This is a genomic window from Mycobacterium kyogaense, from assembly GCF_003254575.1.
In the GTDB taxonomy this organism is placed as follows: Bacteria; Actinomycetota; Actinomycetes; order Mycobacteriales; family Mycobacteriaceae; genus Mycobacterium; species Mycobacterium kyogaense.
Genome location: NZ_QJUA01000013.1, coordinates 14,351 through 35,837 on the forward strand (window position 1 = coordinate 14,351; position 21,487 = coordinate 35,837).

Below are 21,487 nucleotides of genomic sequence, written 5' to 3' on the forward strand. Positions count from 1 at the left end.
TGTGCGCGAGCACCCTCGTCTGCTCGCGGTCGGAACTGGCTACATCGTGCTGCGTAGCTATGACTTGATCCGTTCCGCGCGAGGGGATCTGCGGTGTCGCGCATCTGCACGGAATGTCCTTGCGATCGCCAGCAGTGACAACCGATCCTGGTCATCGAGTTACTTTCCGTGGCCTGAGTGTCGGGTCCCGATCACCGATCCGGCAGTCTGGTGTCACCATGACAACTGCCCGACCGCTCCCGACGCCCGCCGCGGGCGCCGACCCCGACGAGCTGTTCACCTCATTCGCGGCGTGGGCCGAGGGCAGCGGGACCCCGCTCTACCCCGCGCAGGAAGAGGCGCTGATCGAGTTCGTCAGCGGTGCCAACGTCGTGCTGGCGACCCCCACCGGGTCGGGGAAGTCACTCGTCGCGACCGGGGCGCAGTTCGCCGCGCTGGCGGCAGGACGGCGCAGCTACTACACCGCGCCGATCAAGGCGCTGGTGAGCGAGAAGTTCTTCGCGCTGTGCGGGGTTTTCGGGGCCGAGAACGTCGGCATGCTCACCGGCGACGCGGCGGTCAACGCGCAGGCACCGATCATCGTGTGCACGGCGGAGGTGTTGGCGAACACGGCCCTGCGTGAAGGCGCAGGCTCCGACATCGGCGTGGTCGTCATGGATGAGTTCCACTTCTACGGCGACCCCGACCGCGGCTGGGCCTGGCAGGTACCGCTGCTGGAACTGCCTGCCGCACAGTTCCTCCTGATGTCGGCGACGCTGGGCGACGTCACGTTCCTGCGCGAGGATCTGACCCGGCGCACGGGCCGGCCGACGGCTCTGGTCGCGCACGCCGAACGCCCGGTGCCCCTGTTCTATTCGTACGCGACGACGCCGATACACGAGACCGTCGGTGACTTGCTCGACACTCGCCAGGCGCCGATCTACATCGTGCACTTCACCCAGGCGTCGGCGCTGGAACGGGCGCAGGCACTGATGAGCGTCAACGTCAGTACCAAAGCCGAAAAGGCGGCCATAGCAGAGCATCTCGGCGCATTCCGCTTCTCCACCGCTTTCGGTTCGACGCTGTCGCGGCTGGTCCGCCACGGCATCGGGGTGCACCACGCGGGCATGTTGCCCAAGTATCGGCGGCTGGTCGAACAGCTCGCCCAGGCCGGCCTGCTGAAGATCATCTGCGGCACCGACACGCTGGGCGTCGGCATCAACGTGCCAATCCGCACCGTGGTGTTCACCGCGCTGTCCAAGTATGACGGCATCCGCACCCGGCTGCTCACCGCGCGGGAGTTCCACCAGATTGCCGGGCGTGCGGGCCGGGCCGGTTACGACACCGCGGGCACCGTGGTGGTGCAGGCGCCCGACCACGAAGTGGAGAACCTCAAGCAGTTCGCCAAAGTCGCCGACGACCCGAAGAAGCGGCGAAAGCTGGTGCGGCGCAAAGTGCCAGAAGGCATGGTGCCGTGGAGCGAGAAGACGATGACGCGGCTGGTCGAGGCTGCGCCCGAGCCGCTGACCAGCAACATGCGGGTGTCCACCGCGATGATCCTCGACGTCGTCGACCGCCCGGGCAACCCGTTCGAGGCGATGCGCCGCCTGCTCACCGACAATCACGAGCCACGCAAGCGGCAGCTCCGGCTGATCCGGGAAGCGGTGGGCATCGCCCGCTCGCTGCTGCAGGCAGGGGTGATCGAACGACTTCCGGTGCCCGAGGCCGACGGCCGCCGCTATCGGCTGACCGTCGACCTGCCCCGCGACTTCGCGCTGAACCAGCCGCTGTCCACGTTCGCGCTGGCCGCCATCGACGTGTTGGATTCATCCGCGGAAAGTTATGCACGCGATGTGGTTTCGGTGATCGAGGCGACGCTGGAAGACCCTCGGCAGATCCTGGCGGCCCAGCTGAAGAAGGCCAGGGGCGAGGCGGTGGCGGCGATGAAGGCCGAGGGCATCGAGTACGAGGAACGCATCGAACTGCTCGACGATGTCACCTACCCCAAGCCGCTCGACGAACTGCTGCACGGGGTGTTCGAGATCTATCTGCAGACCAATCCGTGGGCCGCCGACGGAGCACTCTCGCCGAAGTCGGTGGTGCGCGAGATGTGGGAGGGCGCGTTCACGTTCCGGGAGTACGTCAGCGTCTACGGGCTGACCCGGTCGGAGGGCGCCGTGCTGCGTTACCTCTCCGACGCCGTCAAGGCGCTGCGCTCCGGTGTGCCCGCCGCGGCCCGCACCGACGAGCTGACCGACATCACCGAGTGGCTCGCCGAGCTCGTGCGGCAGGTGGATTCGAGCCTGCTCGACGAGTGGGAGCAGCTCACCAGTCCCGACCAGCCGCTGGACGCGCCGGTGGCGGTGCCGGTGCGGCCGCGGCCGGTCACCGGAAACGAGCGGGCGTTCACCGCGATGGTGCGCAACGCGCTGTTCCGCCGCGTCGAGCTGTTCGCCCGGGAACGCTGGGATGAGTTGGGCGCGTTGGACAGTGGCTCAGGCTGGCCGGCACACCGCTGGCGCGACGCCGGCGACGACTACTACGCCGAGCACGACGACGTCGGGATCGGGCCGAACGCGCGGGGCCCCGCGATGCTGATCATCGAGCGCGGCGTCGACGTGTGGCGGGTGCGTCAGATCCTCGACGACCCCGCCGGCGACCACGACTGGGGTATCGACGGGGAAGTGGATCTGGGGATGAGTGACGACGAGGGCGTGGCCGTGCTGCGCGTGGTGAGCGTGGGAAGGATGGATTAGGGCTCGATCACGTTGTCGGGATTCGGCCGTCGCTCTGTCGGTGCCTGGCTGTAGTCGCCCCAGGGGCCGTCGCGCTGCTCGACGGCGGCGCGTACCCCGTCCCGCTCGGCAGTCGCGACGAAGCGCAATGCGTCGGGGGTGTTGCGCATCAGCCCGTCGAGAATGCCGCCGAGGGTCTGCGTCGACGCCAGCCCCATGTTCTCGTACGCCTGGTTGACGATCAGCTTCTGCGCCTGCAGTTGCGACAGCGGGATCGTCGCGAGCTTGGCTGCGATCTCGGCCACCCGCGCCTCGAGCCGCTCGAACGGCACCGACTCGTTGATCAATTCGACTGCCGCAGCTTCCTTTCCGGTCAGCGGCTCGCCGGTCAGCGAATGCCACTTCACCTTCGCGAGACTGAGCCGGTACAGCCACATGCCGGTCAGGTAGGCACCCCACATGCGCGCATACGGCGTTCCGATCACCGCGTCGTCGCTGGCGATCACCAGATCGGCACACAACGCATAATCGCTGGCCCCGCCGACACACCAGCCGTGCACCTGCGCGATCACCGGCTTGGACGCCCGCCAGATCGCCATGAACTTCTGCGTCGGGCCGGTCTCGCGTGCGCTCACCATCGCGAAATCCTTGCCCGGGTCCCAGCGCCCGTCGGTGTTCATCGCCTCGCCCCAGTGCTCGAAGCCTCCGCCGAAGTCGTAGCCGCCCGAGAACGCGCGTCCGGCTCCGCGCAGCACGATCACCTTCACCGACGCGTCGCGTTCGGCGAGCCCGATCGCGGCCTCGATCTCGTCGGGCATCGGCGGCACGATCGTGTTGAGCCGATCGGGGCGGTTGAGCGTGATGGTGGCGACGGGCGGTTCGGCGCGGTAGAGGATCGTCTGGAACTGGCTCATCTGAGCAGTTCTAGTGCCAGTCGCGGAAGGCGTCCAGCAACCGGTCGCGCAGCTGCGGCGCCACGTCGTCGTCGCACAGAGCGCTCAGGGTGCGCACCGTGGTGCGGAACTGCTGCAGGTAGGTCATGCAGCCGTCACAGCCGATCAGGTGCTGTTCGAATCGCTGGTGCGTGACTGTGTCGAGTGCGCCGTCGAAGTAGGCGGTGATCAACTCGACGAGCTCGTAACAGTCCATCGGTCGGCGCTCGGTCACGTCACGTCCCTCACGTAATCCTCGAGGACCTGCCGGATCGCCGTCCGTCCGCGGTGCAACAGCACGCGCTGATTGGCCAGTGTGATGCCGAGCAGCCGGCTCACTTCGGCGGAGTCGACGTCGAGCACGTCGCGCAACGTGACGACGAGGCGCTGGCGCTCGGGCAGCGTGTCGAGCGCCTTGCGGGTGAGGTCCAGCAACTCCGAACTCAGCGCGGAACCCTCGGGGGACTCCGGGAACGGCACCGGTTCTTCACCGTCTCGCCAATGACCCGCCCAACGTTCGTCGCCGTCGTGGAACCGCGCCGGGTGTACGGCGCCACCGGTGTAGGCGGCGATCTGGGCATCGGACTCGCGGCGATCCCGTATACCGCGCTTCTTGGCGATGTTGATCAGCACGGTGAACAGCCAGGTGCGCAGCGAGGACCGGCCCTCGAAACCGTCGATGCCCTTGAGCAGCGCGATCCAGGCTTCCTGCACGACGTCCTCGGCGACCTCCCGGGACGACACGTAACCCTGGGCGATCCGCAGCATGGCCGGGGTGTGCCTGTCGACCAGCGCGGCGAATGCGGCCTCGTCGCGGGCCCGCAGCGCCGCGACGATGGCGGCCTCGTCCGCGGAAGTGGCGGTCATGTCCGCGAGATCGTAACCCAGCACGTCACACCGCGGCGGCTCGAAGCACACCCGCTCCTCTCGTCTTTCGGGTAGTGCCTGCCGATGCCACCGGCGTTACGTCCGGACCTTCACGGACCCTGGTCTCGCAGTGTCGGGTCGGCCGACCGCACCCGGCCGCCGATCACGATGTTCGGCGTCCGGAAGTAGGCCCAGCCCAGCGTCAACACCGATGCGGCCGCGGCCAGGGCCAGCGCGCTCTGCAGGTCGGGCAGGCCAGAGAGGAACAGCACGACGATGCCCGCACCGGTGCCCGCCCAGTAGATGCGGCGTTTGACCGCCCGCCGATCCAGACGTGCGGTGTCCCAGCCGGGTGCCGCGATTCCTGCCAGCACCAGTGCCGCACCGACGATCAGCAGGATCTCCGAGAACGTCATGGCAGCAGCAACTGGAAGCCGTCCACGATCTCCTTCGAATCGCGCACGTAGGTGGGATTCGCCGGGTCGGTGGTCTGCACCGTCAGCGTCGCGAGGTAGGTGGCCGACGGGCCCTGCGCCACCACGGCGTGCATGATGATGGGCCGCTCCGGTGCCGGACCCATCGCCGGCGCAGTGTATGTCGTTGTCTCCGAGGGCAATCCGCAGGTGGTGTTGCTTTCGGTCTGCAGGTCGAAGGCGCCCATCATCGAGGTCAGGTTGGACCGGTTCTGCTCGAACACGGTGTCGGGATCGGCGCTGCCGCGCACGGACTCGAGGGTGACCACCGCGTTGGGGGCGAACTGGTTGGCGATCAGATCCTGCGCGACGATCGCGAACCGGATGATCTGGTTGTCCATCATCGTGTTGCGCTCCCAGCCCGAGGGCTGCGGGACGCGCAACTGCGGCTCGCGGGGATTCTTCTGCGGGATGTCGATTAACGGCGCGGACACGCTGGCGCACTGCGAATCGTCACCGCCGGGACCTCCACCGGAGCCACCGGCGCTGGGAGCGGGTCCGGCGGCCGTCACCGCGGTGCCGCTGATCTCCCGGCCGCAGCCGGTCAGCAGCCCCGGGATTGCCAAGGCCGCCAGCACCACCGCACCAGCCGATCGGGCGATCGTCACGTCACTTCCCTCTCAGGTTCGTCAACAGGAACTCGTAGACCAGTGCGGCACGGAACGCGATCTGCGGATTGTCCGACGCCCCCGCGTGTCCGCCCTCGATGTTCTCGTAGTACCGGACCGGATGGCCCGCCTCCTCCAGTGCCGCCGTCATCTTCCTGGCGTGGCCCGGATGTACGCGGTCGTCGCGTGTCGAGGTGGTGATCAGCACCGGCGGATAGCTGCGCTCGGCCGAGATGTTCTGGTACGGCGAGTATTTCGAGATGAACTGCCAATCGTCCGGATCGTCTGGGTCGCCGTACTCGGCCACCCAGGAGGCGCCGGCGAGGAGTAGGTGGAAGCGCTTCATGTCGAGCAGCGGCACACTGCACACGAGTGCGCCGAACAGTTCCGGATACTGCGTCAGCATGATGCCCATCAGCAGTCCGCCGTTGCTGCCTCCCTGGGCGCCCAGCTGATCCACCGTGGTGATGCCGCGGGACACGAGATCGGCTGCCACGGCCGCGAAATCCTTGGCGACCAGATGTCTTCCCTCGCGCATCGCCTGGGTGTGCCATGTCGGCCCGTACTCGCCACCGCCGCGAATGTTGGCCAGCACGTAGGTGCCACCGCGGGAGAGCCAGAGCCTGCCGAGCACGCCGTCGTAGTACGGGGTACGTGCCACCTCGAACCCGCCGTACCCGCCGAGCAGTGTCGGGCCGGCGCTCTGCACGTGCCGATGACGGACCACGAAATACGGTACGGCGGTGCCGTCGTCGGACGTCGCGAAATACTGCTGAACCTCGAGATCAGCCGCGTCGAAGAACGACGGTGCCCGCTTGATCTCGGTGAGGGCGCCGCCCGCCGGCCCGTGCAGCAGCCGCGACGGTGTGACGAAACCCGAACAATCACAGAAGATCTCGTCGCCCAGCGGATCGACCGCGACCAGCGACACGGTGGTGTTGTCCGGCAGCCCGGCGACCGGTTCGCTGGTCCATGAGCCGGGGGTGACCACCTCGACGTGGCTGGCGACGTCGGCGAGTGTGACGATCACCAGTCGATCGCGGGTCCAGGCGTAGTGGTGCAGGCTGGTGTGCCGGTCCGGAGTGAACACGGCAGTCAGTTCGGCGCTGCCGGAGAGGAACTCGTCGTAGTCGGCGGCCAACAGCGCTCCGGCGGGGTAGTGCTGGGTGCCCGTCCCGTAGCTGTAGTGCCAGTCGCTGCGCAACTCGATCACCAGCCAGTTGCGGTGAATCGAGACGCCTGCGTCGGTCGGTGCGTCGATGCGGACGAGTTCCGGTCCGCGCAGTTCGTAGACGTCGTCGTTGAAGAAGTCGAGGGCACGGCTGATCAGCGTGCGCTCGAAGCCCGGGGTGCGGTCCACCGACGCCGCGACGAGGACGTCGGCGGCGTCGCCCTCGAAGATCGTCTCCGCCTCCGCCAGGGGCGTGCCGCGCGACCAGCGCTTCACCACCCGCGGATATCCCGACTCGGTGAGCGATCCCTCCCCGAAATCGGTGCCGACGAGCAGGGTGTCCTCGTCGAGCCAGGTGACCTGAGACTTCGCCTCCGCCAGCTCGAAGCCGCCGTCGACGAAGGAGCGCGTCGTCATGTCGAATTCCCGCACCACCGCGGCATCGGACCCGCCGCGGGAGAGGCTGATCAGGGCGCGCTCGTGGCCGGGTTCGATCACGTCGGCGCCGGCCCACACCCAGTTCTCGCCTTCGGTGCGCGCCAACTCGTCGACGTCGACGACGACGTCCCACTCGGGCGTCTCGGTCCGGTAGCTCTCGAGCGTGGTGCGCCGCCACAGGCCCTTGGGATTCGTCGCGTCTCGCCAGAAGTTGTAGAGGAACTCGCCGCGCCGGCGCACATACGGGATCCGGGTGTCGGTGTCGAGGACCTCGAGAGCGTCGGCGCGCATCTGCTCGAAGCGCTCGCCGCCGAGCTCGGCGATCGTCGGATCGTTGTGCGCGCGCACCCAGGCCAGCGCGTCGTCGCCGGTGATGTCCTCGAGCCAGAGGAACGGATCGTCCGCCTGCGGGGGGTTCGTCACGCCCCCATTCTGCGCATCGGTGCGCGCGGTGTTCGAATCGGCTGCGGGAACGGGGGTGGTCGGTACGATCACCCCAGCTGAGCATCGGGGGCCGCGGTGGACCACATTCGAGGGTGGTGGCAACAGCCGGACCGCTACGACTGGCTGGCGCGCTACCTGGCGAAGCGCCGGCTGCTGCGCATCTCCTCAGCGGCGATGGCCACGATCATGGCGGTGCTCGCCGTTGCCGTGGCGTTGACGACCATGAGCCCCGCGGGACCCGAGGGCAGCGCCCGCCCCGTGGTGTGGGTGATCGCGGCGGGATTCGTCGGCGTCGCCGCGGCGTACGCGCGGCGGTGGCCGACCCGGCGCCAGTCCGCGGTGTTCTCGATCTGCGGCTGTGCCGCTCTGGCCGTCGTCGCGGTGCTCCAGTCCGATCCCCACGCCGGCCTGCTGACCTGCTGGGCCTTCGTCGGGCTGGCGGCCTACGTCGCGTCGACGCACAGCCCGCGTCTGCTCGTCCTCACCGTCACCATCGCGCTCGGCACCGCGGCCGCGTGCGCGGTGCGGATGGGGGTGGACGGTGACGTGCCCCTGGGCGTGGCCACCCTGCTGATGTCGATCGGAGGGTTGTTGACGGTGCCGTTCGGCGGACACATCCTGACGCGGTTGCTGTGGAACGACGCCGTGTCGACCGACCCGCTGACCGGGTTGACCAACCGGCGGGGGTTCCGGCGATCGGCGCACGCTCTGATCACCGAGGCCGCCCGGCGCGGTTCCGGGAGCTTCAGCGTCGTGATGATCGACCTCGACGGTTTCAAGCGCCTCAACGACACATTGGGCCACGCGGTCGGGGATCGGGTCCTCGTCGACGTGGCAGGCAGGCTGCGCGCCGCGTGTGGCTCAGGCATGATCTCGGCGCGCGTGGGCGGCGAGGAGTTCGTGGTCGCCCAGGCGTGCCCGCCGCGGGAGATGGAGATGGTGGCGCGGCGGCTGTGCGCGGCGATTGCCTCGAATCCGTGGCACGTCACCGCGAGCCTGGGGGTCGCCGGTGTCGCCGTGCAGGATCTGGCCGCCGGTACCCGCACGCTGATCGACCGGGCCATCGCCGCCGCCGACATGGCCATGTACGAAGCGAAACGGGCCGGCGGCAATCAGATCCGGCAGTCCGACGCCGCCTGACTCAGCTCAGGTGGTGAACCTCCTGTAGGCCGTACACCGGGGTGGGCATGCCCTCGTACCGGGCCTTGAGTTGCAGCGCCAGATACAGCGAGTAGTGCCGGGACTGGTGCAGGTTGCCGCCGTGGAACCACAGGTTGGGCTGCTGCGTGGGCTTCCACATGTTGCGCTGCTCGCCCTCCCACGGCCCGGGATCCTTGGGGGTGTCGCTGCCCAGGCCCCACACCTTGCCGACCTTGTCGGCGACGTCCTGGCCGATCAAGTCGGCGGCCCAGCCGTTCATCGAGCCGTACCCGGTCGCGTAGACCACGACGTCGGCGGGCAGCTCGGTTCCGTCGGCGAGCACCACCGAGTCCTCGGTCAGACGGTCGACCTGGCCGTGGGCAAGCTTGATCCGGCCGTCGGCGACCATGTCGCAGGCACCGACGTCGATGTAGTAGCCCGAGCCGCGGCGCAGGTACTTCATGAACAGTCCGGAACCGTCGGCGCCCCAATCCAATTCGAATCCGGCAGCTTCGAGCCGGTCGTAGAACTCCTTGTCGCGCTCCCGCATCTGGTCGTACAGCGGGATCTGGAATTCGTGCATGATCCGGTACGGCAGGGAGGCGAACGTCAGGTCGGCCTTCTCGGTCGTCATCCCCGCGGCCAGCGCCCGCTCCGAGTACAGGTCGCCCAGGCCGATGTCCATCAGGGTGTCGGATTTGACGATGTGGGTGGAGGACCGCTGCACCATCGTGACGTCGACGCCGTTCTCGTAGAGCGCCTTGCAGATGTCGTGGGCGGAGTTGTTCGAGCCGATGACGACCGCCTTCTTGCCGGCGTAGGCGTCCGGGCCGGGATGCTGCGACGAGTGGTGCTGGTCGCCGCGGAACACGTCCTGGCCGGGCAGCGTGGGCACGTAGGGCTTGCCCGACATGCCGGTGGCGAGCACCAGCTGCGTCGGGTGCAGCGTGAGGCGTTCCCCGTCGCGGTCCACCTCGACGGTCCAGCGGCCCTGGGCCTCGTCAAAGGTGGCGGACAGGCACGTCGTCTTCGACCAGTACGGCACCTCCATCACGCGGGTGTAGAACTCCAGCCAGTCGCCGATCTTGTCCTTGGGGGCGAACACCGGCCAGTTCTGCGGGAACGGCAGGTAGGGCAGGTGGTCGTACCAGACCGGGTCGTGCAGGCACAGCGACTTGTACCGCTTGCGCCACTGGTCGCCGGGACGCTCGTGCTTGTCGACGACGATGGCCGGTACGCCGAGCTGGCGCAGCCGCGCGCCGAGCGCGATGCCGCCCTGACCGCCGCCGATGATCAGCGTGTACGGCTGGGTGCTGCGCCCCAGTTCGGCGTCTTCGGCGGCCTTGCGCTCGGCCCAGGAGCGCGGGTCCGGGTCGTTGCCGTGCACGGCGCCGAGTACCCGCGTCGCGCCCTTGCGCTCCTCGTGGCCCTTGAGTTCCTGCAGCGCGGTCAGCATGGTCCAGGCCCGATCGGTGCCGTCCTCGCTGCGGATCCGCAGGTGCCCGGTGCCGCGGCCCGCGGCGGTCTCGAACTGGATGAACGCCGAGACGACGTCCCCGTCCTGGGTGGGTTCCTCGCGCGTGGAAAAGCCCGACGGGTCGGTCTCGGCGAGGCGCGTGGTCAGCATGTCGGTGATCTGGTCGCGGCCCTCCAATGTCTTGAGGTTCCAGGTGAAGGACACCAGGTCACGCCAGAAGCCGTCGACGGCGAACATGGCGACGGCGCGCTCGATGTCGCGGACGGCCAGCGCCGCCTCGAAGTCGGCCAGCCAGGCGTCGACGCGCTGCTGCGGGGTCAGGGTGGTGGTTAGGGGGTCGAGAGTGGAAGTCATGTGAGCCAGACCACACCGCGGTGCGCAGGGCTGACAAGAGTTGCGAAGCGTTGCAACCCCCGAGACTGTCGGCCTGCAACCCCCTGCAACTCTTTCGTCGTGTGGCCGCCGTCACATAGAACTGGCCGCATGAGAGCAGCTGTCTACTACGGCCCGAACAAACTCGAGATCGACGACGTCGCCGAGCCGGAGGTCCGCCCCGGCACCGTCAAGCTGCAGGTCGGCTTCAACGGCATCTGCGGCACCGATCTGCACGAGTACTACGCCGGCCCGATCTTCGTGCCGACCTCGCCGCACCCGCTGACCGGGGCGCAGCTGCCGCTGACGATGGGCCACGAGTTCTCCGGCACCATCACCGCCGTCGGCGAGGGCGTGACCGGCTGGAGTGAAGGCGACCGCGTCGCCGTCGAGCCGATCTACAAATGCGACCACTGCGGACCGTGTCGGGCCGGCAACTACAACGTCTGCCAGCAGATCGGCTTCCACGGGTTGATGTCCGACGGCGGCATGGCCGAGTCGACCGTGGTGCCGACGTCGATGCTGCACCGGCTGCCCGACAGCGTCTCGCTGGAATTGGGCGCCCTCGTCGAGCCCATGTCGGTGGCCTATCACGCCGCCACCCTCGGCGACGTCACAGACGGTGACACCGCGATGGTGTTCGGTGCCGGACCGATCGGCATCGGGCTGTGGTTCGCGTTGCGCGGCAAGGGACTCGAGGATGTCTTCGTCGTGGAGCCATCGCCCACCCGGCGCGCGGCCATCGAGGCGCTCGGCGCGCAGACCCTCGATCCGACGGCCACCGACGTGCCCGCGTTCATCGCCGAGCACACCTCCGGCGCGGGTGCCGACGCGGTGTTCGACGCGGCAGGCGTGGCACCCGCGGTCAGCACGGCGCTGGCTTGCATCGGCTCCCGCCGGCCGATGGTCAGCGTGGCGATCTATGAAAAGCCGCTGGAGACACCACTTCTCAACCTGGTGATGAACGAGTCTCGCATCCAGGGCTCGCTCTGCTACACCGGTGCGGATTTCGAGGCGGTGATCGCGCTGATGGCCGACGGCCGCTACGACACCACCGGCTGGGTGACCCGCATCCCGCTCGACGACGTCGTCGACGAGGGATTCGAGGCACTGCACGCCGGAACCAAGATGAAGGTACTCGTCGACCCGAACGGAGCGAACTGACATGGCAATCAACGGAAAAGTCGCCCTGGTGACCGGGGCCGGGCGCGGTATCGGGCGCGGTATCGCACTGCGGCTGGCGCGCGACGGCGCCGATGTGGCGCTGGTCGACGTGACGGCCGACGGTATCGAGACGGTCGCCGACGAGATGGCCGAGATCGGCTCGAAATCAACCACATTCGTCGCCGACGTCAGCGATCGCGACCAGGTGTTCGCGGCCGTCGACCACACCGCGAGTGCGCTCGGCGGCCTGGACATCATGGTCAACAACGCCGGCATCGCACTGGTCGGACCGCTCGTCGACGTCACGCCCGACGAGCTGAAGAAACTCTGGGCCATCAACGTCGACGGCGTGCTGTGGGGCATCCAAGCCGCGGTAGCGCAGTTCAAGAAAGCCGGCACCAAAGGCAAGATCATTAATGCCTCGTCGATCGCCGGCCACGACGGCTTCGCGATGCTCGGCCCCTACAGCGCGACCAAATTCGCGGTCCGGGCGCTGACCCAGGCTGCGGCCAAGGAGCACGCCGCCGACGGCATCACCGTCAACGCGTACTGCCCCGGGGTGGTCGGCACCGACATGTGGGTGGAGATCGACAAGCGCTTCGCCGAGCTGACCGGCGCCGCCGAGGGCGAGACCTACGACAAGTTCGTCGGCGGGATCGCGCTCGGACGTGCCGAGACACCCGACGATGTCGCCGGTTTCGTGTCCTACCTCGCCGGCCCCGACGCCGACTACATGACCGGCCAGGCCGGGCTGATCGACGGCGGCCTGGTCTACCGCTGAGATGGGGAGCACAATCGCAGGTGATGCCAGGGTCGTCCGTGCCTGAACCCGCCGTCGCCGTCGGGGAGGATCCGCGCAGCTATGCGCGGCTGATGTCGGCTGTCTACGACGCGACCATGGCCGGGCATCGCGCACCGGCCCGTCCCCGGGAGGTGATCGGCGACTCCTGGCAGCGCCTGCTGGCCAGCGGCGTCGAACCGAGTGACACCCCGGTGGTCGAAACCGGCGGGCTCGAGTCGCTGCGCCGCGCGTCGGGCCTGATGGACGTGCTCGACGAGATCTCCCACGGCCTCGAGTCGCTGGTCGCCGACGGCGAGAACATCCTCGTCGTCGCCGACGCGACCGGGCGGGTGCTGTGGCGCTCGGGCTCACCGTCGGTGCTCAGCAACGCCGACAGGCTCGGCTTCGTCGAGGGCGCGCACTGGGGTGAAGGCGCCGTCGGCACCAACGCGATCGGCACCGCACTCGCCGCGCAGCGCGCCGTCCAGGTGTTCTCCGCCGAGCACTTCCTGCGCAGCCATCACGCGTGGACGTGCGCCGGTGCCCCGATCCGGGACCCGCGGACCGGCCAGGTGCTGGGCGTCGTCGACGTCTCCGGACCAGCAGCCACCGTGCACCCGACCACCATCGCGCTCGTCGACGCCGTCGCCCGGCTCGCCGAATCGCACCTGCGCTCCGAGCACGACCGCACTCTGAACCGGCTGCGCACCGTGGCGGCGCCGATCCTGGCGCGCATGGGTACTCCGGCGTTGGCCGTCGACACCGAGGGCTGGGTCGCTGCGGTCGACGCGATGCCGCTGCACAACCGCATCCTGCTGCCCGACCAGATGGGGCCGGGTCGGGTGTGGTTTGCGACGTTGGGACTGTGCGCGGTCGAGCCGCTCCCCGGCGGCTGGCTGGTGCGGCTGGCCGGCAGCGATGACGACGGGGCTGCCAAGGTCTCGCAGGTGACGCTGGACTTCGCCGATGCCGACAAGCCCGCGCTGCGGCTGGTCGGGGAGTTCGGCAGCTGGTGTCATGACCTGTCGCTGCGGCACGCCGAGATCCTCTGTGCGCTGGCGCGCTCCCCGCAGGGCCGCACCGCGCCGGAACTCGCCGAGGATCTCTATGGCGACCGCACCCGCGTGGTCACCGTGCGGGCCGAGATGTCACGGCTGCGCAAACAGTTCTCCGGACTGCTCGCCGCCCAGCCGTACCGCTTCGCATCGTCGGTCGGGCTGACGGTCCGCTACCCGACGGACCGGCGCACGCTGCTGCCGCCGTCGACCGCGCCGGCCATCCGGGCCGCGCGACTGGGGCAGGATGGTTGACGTGCCCGCACCGAACAGAGCCCTGATCACCGCCGCCGCGGCCGACCTGCTGCGCACCCTGCAGGAACGCCACGGCGCGCTGATGTTCCACCAGTCCGGCGGCTGCTGCGACGGGTCGTCGCCGATGTGCTACCCCGACGGCGATTTCGTCGTCGGCGACCGCGATGTGCTGCTCGCGGTGTTCGATGTCGGCGACGGGGTCCCGGTGTGGATCTCGGGGCCGCAGTTCGACGTCTGGAAACACACCCAGCTGGTGATCGACGTGGTGCCCGGCCGCGGCGGCGGGTTCAGCCTCGAAGCACCCGAAGGCAAGCGGTTCCTCAGTCGCGGCAGAGCCTTCACCGACGACGAGAACGGCGCGCTGGCCGACGAGCCGGTGATCACCGGGGCGGCCTACGAACGCGGCGAACGACCCGCGGTGAACGGCACGCACATCGTCGCCGCAGCCGTCGACGCGTGCCCGGTGCCGCAGCGCTAACCGGACGCGGACGCCACGATCTCGCGCAGCTCCTTCGCGAAGCCGTAGACCACGTCGTCGGTGGTTTCATGTGAGCACATCCACCGCACCTCGCGGGTCGCCGGATTCCAGGTCTGGAAGTCGGCGATCGCCCGCACCTCGTCCTCGACGCCCGGCGGCAGGATGGCGAACACAGCGTTGGCCTGGGTCGGCTGGGTGAGTGTCAGGCCCGGGATGTCCTCCACCAGCGAACGCAGCAGCGTCGCCTGCTCGTTGGCGTGACGCGCACCGTGGCGCCACAGCTCACCCTCCAACAGTGCGATGAACTGCGCCGAGATGTACCGCATCTTCGATGCCAGCTGCATCGTGTACTTACGGATGTACTCGATCCCCGTCACCCGATCGGGCTCGAGCACCACCACGAGTTCGCCGAACATCAGTCCGCTCTTGGTGCCGCCCAACGAGATCACGTCGACACCGACATCGGTCGCCAGCGCACCCAGCGGCACGTCCAGCGCCGCCGCGGCATTGGTCAGGCGCGCACCGTCGAGATGCACACCCATGCCGTAGCCGTGCGCCACCTCGGCGACGGCCGCGATCTCCTCGGGGGTGTACAGCGTGCCCAGCTCGGTGCTCTGCGTCAACGACACCACTGACGGTTGCGCGTGGTGGACGATTCCGAAGTTGTGCGCCAGCGCCGTCACGTGATCGACGGTGAGCTTGCCGTCGATACTGTTGGCCTGCAGCATCTTCAGGCCGGCCACTCGCTCCGGCGCCCCGCCCTCATCGGTGTTGATGTGTGCCGTGTGCGCGCAGATCACTCCACCCCAGGTCGGCTGCATCGCCTGCAGTGCGACCACATTCGCGCCCGTCCCGTTGAACACCGGGTAGGCGGTGGCTCGACCGCCGAACTCGTCGCGGACGATGTCCTGCAGCCGTGCCGTGTATCGGTCACGGCCGTAACTCATCTCGTCGCCGGTGTTGGCCGCCATCACCGCCTCGAGCACGGCTGGCAGCGCCGGCGCCCAGTTGTCGGAGGCTAGGTGATAGCGCATGGCGTCACCGAGGACGGCGTCGGGGGAGGCGATGTCGGACTCACTCTCGGTCGGGTTGGACGGGGATCGGCCCACTGCAGGCCCAGGGAGGCCAGGGTGATCGAGGTCGGGACGCCCTCGGCGTCCCAGCCGGCCAGCGCGTAGTACTGCGCCAGCGCGCCGGAGAACGCGTCACGGTCGAGAACCGCACCGGCGTGCCGCCCACTGTCGACGGGCTCGATGAAGAACCGCTCAGGCAGCGTGTCCTGCTCGGGGCCGATACCTTCGCGAATGTTGTAGAGCCGCAGCAGGTTCCATCGGCGCCTGCCCCACAGCATGATCTCGTGATCGCTGGTCAGCCACCCCGTGACCGCCGCTACGATCTCGGCGACGCGCGCCTGGGTGAGCAGCCTCATCGGCGGCCCCGCGAACAGGCACACCCCGAGCGCGTCCAGACCGCTCCACAGATCCAGCAGCACGGCCGTGCGAGCCACTCGTGCCGCATCGAGGTGCGTCATGTCGGCCCATTCGTCCACGCCCAGCGTCCGCATCTGCGCCAGCCCGTGCGCCGGACCGTCATCGGGGTCGAAGTCGAGGTCGTGTTCGACGATCTCGTAGCGTGGCCCCAGCGGGCTCACCGCATAGGCGAGCGCCTGACCGGCCGAGGTCCTCGGGTCGTACCGGCAGAACTCGAGTCCTTTGACGTGCATCGCCGGCTCGGGCCGGCCCCGCGCCTCGGCGAGGAGGCGCACACCCTCGCCCAGGAACCAGTCGTCGCCGTGACGCGCGGCGACGTCGTCGATCATGGCTGCGGGCGGCCGCTCCGCGCGGTCGATCTCGGTGAGGTACGCCCACACCGCGGCGAACGACACGGGGTCCAGGCCCACGGCGTGGCATCGTGCGACCAGATCGAGCGCGTCGCCGACGTCGGTGACGCCGCAGCCGAGAACGAACGCCGCCAGATTCTCCTCGTCGAGTCCGCCGAGGCGGGGGTCGATCCCGTTGTCGTAGCTCGTGATGCAGTCGTTCGGACACCCCGGACACGCTCCGGAGCCGTCTCGTCGGCGGTCGGCGAGCAGCTGAGCGGACTCCGCCGGCACCGACGGCACGGCGGCCGTCTGGAAGTTCCCGACGCCGGCGTAGCCGGTCAGACCCGGGTCCAGGAACCAGCCGCCGAAGCCAGTTGCCGAGGCTTGTGCCGAGGTGAGCGGGTTCGCGCCGATGTGGTCGCGGTAGTGCGCGGTGAGGCGCTCGAGCGTCGCGTCGTCGTGTGCCGCGGGCATGGCGCCCGGCACCACGACGACGGCCTTGAGATTCTTCGCCCCCATCACCGCGCCGAGCCCCATCCGCGCTGCTGCATGGGTGAACTCGGTGACGATTCCCGCGTACCGCACCAGGTTCTCGCCCGCGGGGCCGATGACCGCGACTGCCGTGTCGTCGCCGTGACGTGCTTTGAGAACATCAGTGGCGCAATGAGTCTCGAGGCCCCAGAGGTCAGCGGCGTCCTCGAGGCGCAGCGCTCCGCCCTGGATGACCACGTAGCACGGCGCGGCGGCTCGGCCGGTCACCAGCACCCCGTCGCACCCCGACGCCTTGAGCGCCGTGCCGAACGGGCCCCGCCCGCGGGCCTCCCCGACGCCGCCGGTCAGCGGTGACTTGCCGACGACGGTGAACGTGGGCAACCCGACGGCGCGGTGACCGGCGACCACACTCGACATCAGCATCAACACCGACGCCGGCGCGAAGGGGTCCAGGCCGGCGGCGGTGTCCGTCAGCAGCCGACGCACGCCGAGCAGACCGCCACCGGGGTAGCGCCGCCACTCCTGCGCGGTGGGTTCCTCGACGTGGCTGCGGCCCGCGCCGAGGTCGAGATGCAGCAAGCACCCGGAGTGACCGGTGGGCAGCGTGGTCACGGCGAGACGAGCCCGATACCGCACTCTGCGGCCAGCTCCGCCCAGAGTTCCTCGGGCACCGGTGTGTCGAACAGGGCGACGTTCTCACTGATCTCCGCTGCGGTGCGGGCGCCGGTGACCACGGCGGCCACCGCAGGGCCGCGAAACGGGAACTGCAGGGCAGCGGCGCGCAGGGGGACGCCGTGGCGCGCGCACACCCCGGCGATCGTTCTCGCCCGGACGACGACGTCGTGCGGGCTGGGCACGTAGTCGTAGGTGGCGGTCGCCGCACCGGGGTTGGCGAGCACGCCGCTGTTGTAGACCCCCGCCGCGATCACGGCGACGCCGCGCTCGGCGGCCAGCGGCAGCAGCTCCCGGCCCGCAGCCTGGTCCAGCAATGTCCACCGTCCCGCGATCAGGACGCAGTCGAGGTCGACGGCCCGCAGGATCTCGACCGCCGGTTCGGCGTAATCGATTCCGAGTCCGACCGCCCCGATCACCCCTTCGTCGCGTAGCCGAACGAGAGCCCGGTATGCGCCGTCGACCGCCTGCCGCACATGCCGTTCGGGATCGTGGACGTGCACGATGTCCACGCGATCGAGGCCGAGCCGGGTCAGGCTCTCCTCCAGGGACCGCATCGCACCGTCGTAGGAGAAATCGAAGACCGGCACGGCGGGCCCGGTGTCTTTGTAGAACGGTTGACCCGCGTGCTCCTGGGTGGTGTCGAGCTCCCACGCGGCGCCCGGCGATGGTTCGCGCAGCAGCCGCCCGACCTTTGTCGCGACGGCGAACTCGGCCCGCGGCCGGGTGCACAACCCGCCGCCGAGGCGCTGCTCCGCGCGGCCGTAGCCGTACAGCGGGGCGGTGTCGAACAGCCGCAGCCCGAGATCCCACGCCGCCTCGACCGTCGCGGCCGCATCCTCGTCGCGGACCGGTCGGAACAGCCCGCCGAGCGGAGCGGTCCCGAGCCCGAGGCGCGTGACGGTGACGTCGCGAATGCCGACGGTGTCGGTGGCTCTCACGGCGTCGGTCCGGGACCAGACGAATCGGCGATGGCAATCACCCGGGCGGGACTGCCGTCACCTCCGACGATGCGCAGCGGGCTGACGATCAGCTCGAACACGTCGGGCAACGCCGCGGTGTTGGCGAGATTCTCGACGATGATCACGCCGTGGCCCAGCAGGACCTGGTGCACGGCGTCGACACCGGGTGCGTCGACCGAGGGGCTGTCGATGCCGACCAGGCGAACACCGTTGCGCACCAATTGCTGTGCGGCCTCGACGTCGAGGTGGGTGTAGTCGGTGATGTAGGAGGGACGGTCGCTGTGCTCGCTGCAGCCGGTGTGGACGACGACGCGCGCGGCCTGTGTGCCGGCCACCTGCTCGGCGCTCACGACGGGCCCACGAACGTCGATCCTTTGCGCGGTTCCGACGAGGGTCTCGAGCGGGATCTCGTCGACGCCGATCTCCCCGGCCACGAAGTGCGACGGCGCATCGACGTGGGTGCCGCAGTGCGAGTCGATCGTGATCGTGCTGCCGGCCCAGCCCTGGGAGGCGATGTCGGCGTACGGGGTGATCCGCGGGGGGAAGTGATCGGGCTCGTTGGTCGGCATCGCCGGGGAGATCGGCATGCTCAGATCGATGTAGCGGCTCATCGGCCGGCGGCCTCCGGCGCGATGAACGTGTCGGCGTCCGGGCGCATCACCTCGGGGCGCGTGCGACGTACGACCATCACCCAGCACACGCCGAGCAGCAGCCAGATCAGGACGGCGATCTGGACACTGCGGCCGAACGTCCAGCCCGCGTTCCACAGTGATGCGAGATACGACTTGTAGATCACGAAGCACACCACCGCGATGCCGACGACCGGCACCACGCCGTGCATGAAGACATGGAACTTCGTGGCGCGGTTGCGGACGTGGTAGACGATGTTCGCGATGTTGACCGCCAGATAGGTCAGCAGCGCCAGCGACGAGGACATGGTGGCCGACCAGTTGTACTGGCTCGCCGTCCCCAGGAGCGCGCCCAGCAGCAGCGTCACGAGCACCGTCACCACCAGCCCGAGGGTCATCGCGTTGCCGGGCACCCGGGCGCCCGGCTTGAGGCGGGCGAGGAACGCCGGGGCGGTACCCGCGCGGCCCATGGCGTAGAGCGCGCGACTGCTCGCGACGTTCTGTGCGAGGTAGATCGCGGTGATCGAGGTGAAGGCGATCACCGAGATGAGCAGTTGGCCTGCGCCACCCCAGAACTGGTGCGCCATCGCAGACACCGGGGTGCCGCCGTCGGCGGCCACCGTGGCGACCTGCTCGACGGGGAAGGCGGCGACGAAGCCGATGGCGGTGATCACCCAGAAGGCGCCGACGGCCAGCACTGCGACCACGGTGGCGATGGGGATGTACTTGCGCGGCGTGTGGGTCTCCTCGGCCAGGGTGGAGACCGCGTCGAAGCCGACGTTGGCCTGGATGCCGAAGACCAGCGCCGCGAAGATCGACGCCGTGCCGCCGAGGGCGGCCGACGGGGTGAAGGTCTGGCCGACGTCGGCGACGGTGAACGAGCCGTTGCTGGACTGGACGATGAAGATGGTGAGCATCAACGCGAAGACGACGACGGACTCGAGCACCATGAAGATGACGGTGCCTTTGAGGCTGAGGTCGATGCCGCGGAAGTTGATGGCGGCCACCACGACCGTCATCAGCAGGACGCCGATGGCCCAGGTGAGGTAGCCCGTGGGGACGCCGACCTGATTGAGGATGTCGTTGAAGAACAGCGCGCCGATGCCGGGGAGCACGATCTGGGCCAGCAGGTAGAAGCCCGTTGAGGATCCAGCCCGCGAAGACGCCGGCGCCTGGGCCCATGGCTTCGCGAACCCAGGTGTAGGCGCTGCCGGCGCTGGGCAGCGACCGCGAGAGGGCGGCGTAGGACAGCGCCGTCGGCAGGGTCACGACGATGGCGATGAGGAAGATCAGCGGGACGACGCTACCGGCGGTGGCTTCGGTCGGCGTGAAGTTGAAGTAGAGACCGCTCGCGGGCGACATGATGATCGCGCCGAGCAGTGCCGCCCCGACCCACGTCATGGAGTTGCGCCGGAGTCCGCCCGCCGCGACGTCGTCGGCCTGTTCAACAGTGCGCGGTTCGGTGTTCATCGGGGTCTGCCCTTCCTCGTTCAGATGCCGGGTCGTCCGGTGCTGGATTGCGACAGACGTTAGGGACCCGGCGGCCAGGGCGCTCACCAACTAGCATGATGATTTGTGAAGCAATCCTTCACCAAACATGAACTCTCCGATCCTCGCCTGCTGGTCAGCTTTGCCAAGGTGGCGCGGCTGGGCTCGATAACCAGGGCGGCCGAGGAACTCGGTTACGTGCCGTCGGCCGTGTCGCAACACATCACCACGCTGGAGCACCGGCTCGGTGGCGTGCTGCTGTTCACCCGCAAACCCGGCAGTCGCATCGTGCTCACGGCTGCCGGCCGCGCGCTGGCCGCCGCGGCCGACGACATGCTCTCGGCCGCAGCCACATTCGGTGATGTCGCGCGGGGTATCTCTCGTGGCGACGGCGTCGTCCTGCGGATCGGCGCCTACGGCACGGCACTGAGCTTCCTGCTGCCCGCTGCGTTGGCTTCCCTGCGTGAGACCGATCCCACCGCTCGAGTCGACACAGTCGAGATCGAACCGATCGAAGGGGTGACTCTGATCGACACCGGAGAGCTCGACATCCTGATAGCTCACCGCTACCTCGCCGAAGAGCAACCGCCCTCGGGGGACAACCTCGATGCCCGGCTCGTCGGCCGCGAACCGCTGGTGGCGGTGACCGCCGCCGCGCATCCGCGCGCTCTCACCGAGTGCCTCGACGCCGACTGGGTCGCGGGGTCGCCGCGCGACGTCGACCGCCAGCAACTCATCCGGTGGGCGGCGGACGTCGGGTTCGCGCCCCGAGTCAGCCACGTGACCCGCGACTACCTCACCGCCGTGGAACTGATCGTCAGCGACCTGGCGGTCGGGATGCTGCCCGCCTCGGTGGTCAACGCGCCGCACAACCGGCACCGGCTGGCACTGGTCGACAACGACGCGGCGACGCCCTATCCGTTCCGCGATGTGCTGACCGTGACCCGGGCGGGGTTCCGGACTGTGCTCGGCAACGCCCTGCTGTCCGAGATCGCCGCCGCGGGCCGCGAATCGTTCGATGCGGCGGCCGCGAGGGTGCAGGACCCGTCCTGA

18 protein-coding genes and 2 pseudogenes are annotated in these 21,487 nt (G+C 69.0%); 7 read left to right on the forward strand and 13 right to left on the reverse strand.

What is annotated here, in order from left to right; all coding sequences use genetic code 11:
* The first annotated feature begins 218 nt into the window (after positions 1-218).
* The gene (locus tag DMB80_RS11585) at positions 219-2,735 is read left to right on the forward strand and encodes a DEAD/DEAH box helicase (protein ID WP_111509989.1); all 2,517 of its coding nucleotides are present in this window, start codon (positions 219-221) and stop codon (positions 2,733-2,735) included.
* Here DMB80_RS11585 and DMB80_RS11590 read toward each other — a convergent pair.
* The 6 genes from DMB80_RS11590 to DMB80_RS11615 all read right to left on the reverse strand — a co-directional run bounded on the left by DMB80_RS11590 (position 2,732) and on the right by DMB80_RS11615 (position 7,626).
* Positions 2,732-3,628: a crotonase/enoyl-CoA hydratase family protein gene (locus DMB80_RS11590; RefSeq protein ID WP_111509990.1), complete on the reverse strand. Its 897-nt coding sequence runs from the start codon at positions 3,626-3,628 to the stop codon at positions 2,732-2,734. The genes DMB80_RS11585 and DMB80_RS11590 overlap by 4 nt on opposite strands.
* A 10-nt stretch (positions 3,629-3,638) precedes the next feature.
* Positions 3,639-3,881, reverse strand: coding sequence for an anti-sigma factor family protein (locus tag DMB80_RS11595; RefSeq protein WP_420812173.1), 243 nt, complete (start codon positions 3,879-3,881; stop codon positions 3,639-3,641).
* The gene (locus DMB80_RS11600; protein WP_111510051.1) at positions 3,878-4,513 is read right to left on the reverse strand and encodes an RNA polymerase sigma factor; all 636 of its coding nucleotides are present in this window, start codon (positions 4,511-4,513) and stop codon (positions 3,878-3,880) included. The genes DMB80_RS11595 and DMB80_RS11600 overlap by 4 nt, the downstream gene beginning before the upstream one ends.
* A 110-nt stretch (positions 4,514-4,623) precedes the next feature.
* Entirely contained in the window at positions 4,624-4,929 is a 306-nt protein-coding gene (locus DMB80_RS11605; RefSeq protein WP_048423407.1) for a hypothetical protein, read from the reverse strand.
* Positions 4,926-5,594, reverse strand: a complete 669-nt coding sequence (locus DMB80_RS11610; protein WP_240431134.1) for an LpqN/LpqT family lipoprotein — start codon at positions 5,592-5,594, stop codon at positions 4,926-4,928. The genes DMB80_RS11605 and DMB80_RS11610 overlap by 4 nt, the downstream gene beginning before the upstream one ends.
* Before the next feature lies 1 nt (position 5,595).
* On the reverse strand, positions 5,596-7,626 hold the full coding sequence (locus tag DMB80_RS11615; RefSeq protein WP_111510053.1) for a prolyl oligopeptidase family serine peptidase: 2,031 nt from the start codon (positions 7,624-7,626) through the stop codon (positions 5,596-5,598).
* A gap of 96 nt (positions 7,627-7,722) precedes the next feature.
* On the opposite strand from DMB80_RS11615, the gene DMB80_RS11620 reads away from it, so the two are divergent.
* Positions 7,723-8,787 carry a GGDEF domain-containing protein gene (locus DMB80_RS11620; protein ID WP_111509991.1) on the forward strand — a complete coding sequence of 355 codons (1,065 nt, stop codon included), beginning with the start codon at positions 7,723-7,725 and terminating at the stop codon, positions 8,785-8,787.
* A 1-nt stretch (position 8,788) separates the two neighbouring features.
* On the opposite strand, the gene DMB80_RS11625 is transcribed toward DMB80_RS11620, so the two are convergent.
* The gene (locus DMB80_RS11625) at positions 8,789-10,618 is read right to left on the reverse strand and encodes an NAD(P)/FAD-dependent oxidoreductase (protein WP_111509992.1); all 1,830 of its coding nucleotides are present in this window, start codon (positions 10,616-10,618) and stop codon (positions 8,789-8,791) included.
* Positions 10,619-10,747: 129 nt separating this feature from the next.
* On the opposite strand from DMB80_RS11625, the gene DMB80_RS11630 reads away from it, so the two are divergent.
* From DMB80_RS11630 to DMB80_RS11645, 4 genes are read left to right on the forward strand one after another with little or no spacing between them, the layout of a single operon-like run.
* The gene (locus tag DMB80_RS11630) at positions 10,748-11,800 is read left to right on the forward strand and encodes a 2,3-butanediol dehydrogenase (RefSeq protein ID WP_111509993.1); all 1,053 of its coding nucleotides are present in this window, start codon (positions 10,748-10,750) and stop codon (positions 11,798-11,800) included.
* A 1-nt stretch (position 11,801) separates the two neighbouring features.
* Positions 11,802-12,581, forward strand: a complete 780-nt coding sequence (locus tag DMB80_RS11635) for an acetoin reductase (RefSeq protein ID WP_111509994.1) — start codon at positions 11,802-11,804, stop codon at positions 12,579-12,581.
* Between the two features lie 23 nt (positions 12,582-12,604).
* On the forward strand, positions 12,605-13,891 hold the full coding sequence (locus tag DMB80_RS11640) for a helix-turn-helix domain-containing protein (RefSeq protein ID WP_111509995.1): 1,287 nt from the start codon (positions 12,605-12,607) through the stop codon (positions 13,889-13,891).
* Position 13,892: 1 nt separating this feature from the next.
* Positions 13,893-14,369 (forward strand): DUF779 domain-containing protein, encoded by a 477-nt coding sequence (locus DMB80_RS11645; protein ID WP_111510054.1) that lies wholly within the window; start codon positions 13,893-13,895, stop codon positions 14,367-14,369.
* Here DMB80_RS11645 and DMB80_RS11650 read toward each other — a convergent pair.
* The 6 genes and pseudogenes from DMB80_RS11650 to DMB80_RS28925 all read right to left on the reverse strand — a co-directional run.
* Positions 14,366-15,403: a threonine aldolase family protein gene (locus DMB80_RS11650; protein WP_111510055.1), complete on the reverse strand. Its 1,038-nt coding sequence runs from the start codon at positions 15,401-15,403 to the stop codon at positions 14,366-14,368. The two genes, DMB80_RS11645 and DMB80_RS11650, sit on opposite strands and share 4 nt — an antisense overlap.
* Positions 15,388-17,295 (reverse strand): aldehyde ferredoxin oxidoreductase C-terminal domain-containing protein, encoded by a 1,908-nt coding sequence (locus DMB80_RS11655; protein ID WP_162938502.1) that lies wholly within the window; start codon positions 17,293-17,295, stop codon positions 15,388-15,390. The genes DMB80_RS11650 and DMB80_RS11655 overlap by 16 nt, the downstream gene beginning before the upstream one ends.
* Positions 17,292-18,296, reverse strand: coding sequence for an aldo/keto reductase (locus DMB80_RS11660; RefSeq protein ID WP_111509997.1), 1,005 nt, complete (start codon positions 18,294-18,296; stop codon positions 17,292-17,294). The genes DMB80_RS11655 and DMB80_RS11660 overlap by 4 nt, the downstream gene beginning before the upstream one ends.
* Positions 18,293-18,928 carry a cyclase family protein gene (locus DMB80_RS11665; RefSeq protein ID WP_111510056.1) on the reverse strand — a complete coding sequence of 212 codons (636 nt, stop codon included), beginning with the start codon at positions 18,926-18,928 and terminating at the stop codon, positions 18,293-18,295. Before DMB80_RS11665 ends, DMB80_RS11660 begins: the two co-directional genes overlap by 4 nt.
* Positions 18,925-20,112: pseudogene (locus tag DMB80_RS11670) on the reverse strand (APC family permease); the annotation flags it as partial. The pseudogene DMB80_RS11670 and the gene DMB80_RS11665, both read right to left, overlap by 4 nt.
* Positions 20,105-20,416 (reverse strand): annotated as a pseudogene (locus DMB80_RS28925) (hypothetical protein); the annotation flags it as partial. The pseudogenes DMB80_RS28925 and DMB80_RS11670, both read right to left, overlap by 8 nt.
* 105 nt (positions 20,417-20,521) lie before the next feature.
* Between DMB80_RS28925 and DMB80_RS11680 the strand changes: the two are divergent.
* A complete protein-coding gene (locus DMB80_RS11680) occupies positions 20,522-21,487 on the forward strand; it encodes a LysR family transcriptional regulator (protein ID WP_111509999.1) in 966 nt (321 codons plus the stop codon).

Bases quoted from the DNA above. Each gene is read 5' to 3' on its own strand.
- DMB80_RS11650 (WP_111510055.1), bottom strand. From the start codon at position 15,403: ATGCGCTATCACCTAGCCTCCGACAACTGGGCGCCGGCGCTGCCAGCC.
- DMB80_RS11600 (WP_111510051.1), bottom strand. From the start codon at position 4,513: ATGACCGCCACTTCCGCGGACGAGGCCGCCATCGTCGCGGCGCTGCGG.
- DMB80_RS11590 (WP_111509990.1), bottom strand. From the start codon at position 3,628: ATGAGCCAGTTCCAGACGATCCTCTACCGCGCCGAACCGCCCGTCGCC.
- DMB80_RS11630 (WP_111509993.1), top strand. From the start codon at position 10,748: ATGAGAGCAGCTGTCTACTACGGCCCGAACAAACTCGAGATCGACGAC.
- DMB80_RS11625 (WP_111509992.1), bottom strand. From the start codon at position 10,618: ATGACTTCCACTCTCGACCCCCTAACCACCACCCTGACCCCGCAGCAG.
- DMB80_RS11585 (WP_111509989.1), top strand. From the start codon at position 219: ATGACAACTGCCCGACCGCTCCCGACGCCCGCCGCGGGCGCCGACCCC.
- DMB80_RS11640 (WP_111509995.1), top strand. From the start codon at position 12,605: ATGCCAGGGTCGTCCGTGCCTGAACCCGCCGTCGCCGTCGGGGAGGAT.
- DMB80_RS11605 (WP_048423407.1), bottom strand. From the start codon at position 4,929: ATGACGTTCTCGGAGATCCTGCTGATCGTCGGTGCGGCACTGGTGCTG.
- DMB80_RS11665 (WP_111510056.1), bottom strand. From the start codon at position 18,928: ATGAGCCGCTACATCGATCTGAGCATGCCGATCTCCCCGGCGATGCCG.
- DMB80_RS11635 (WP_111509994.1), top strand. From the start codon at position 11,802: ATGGCAATCAACGGAAAAGTCGCCCTGGTGACCGGGGCCGGGCGCGGT.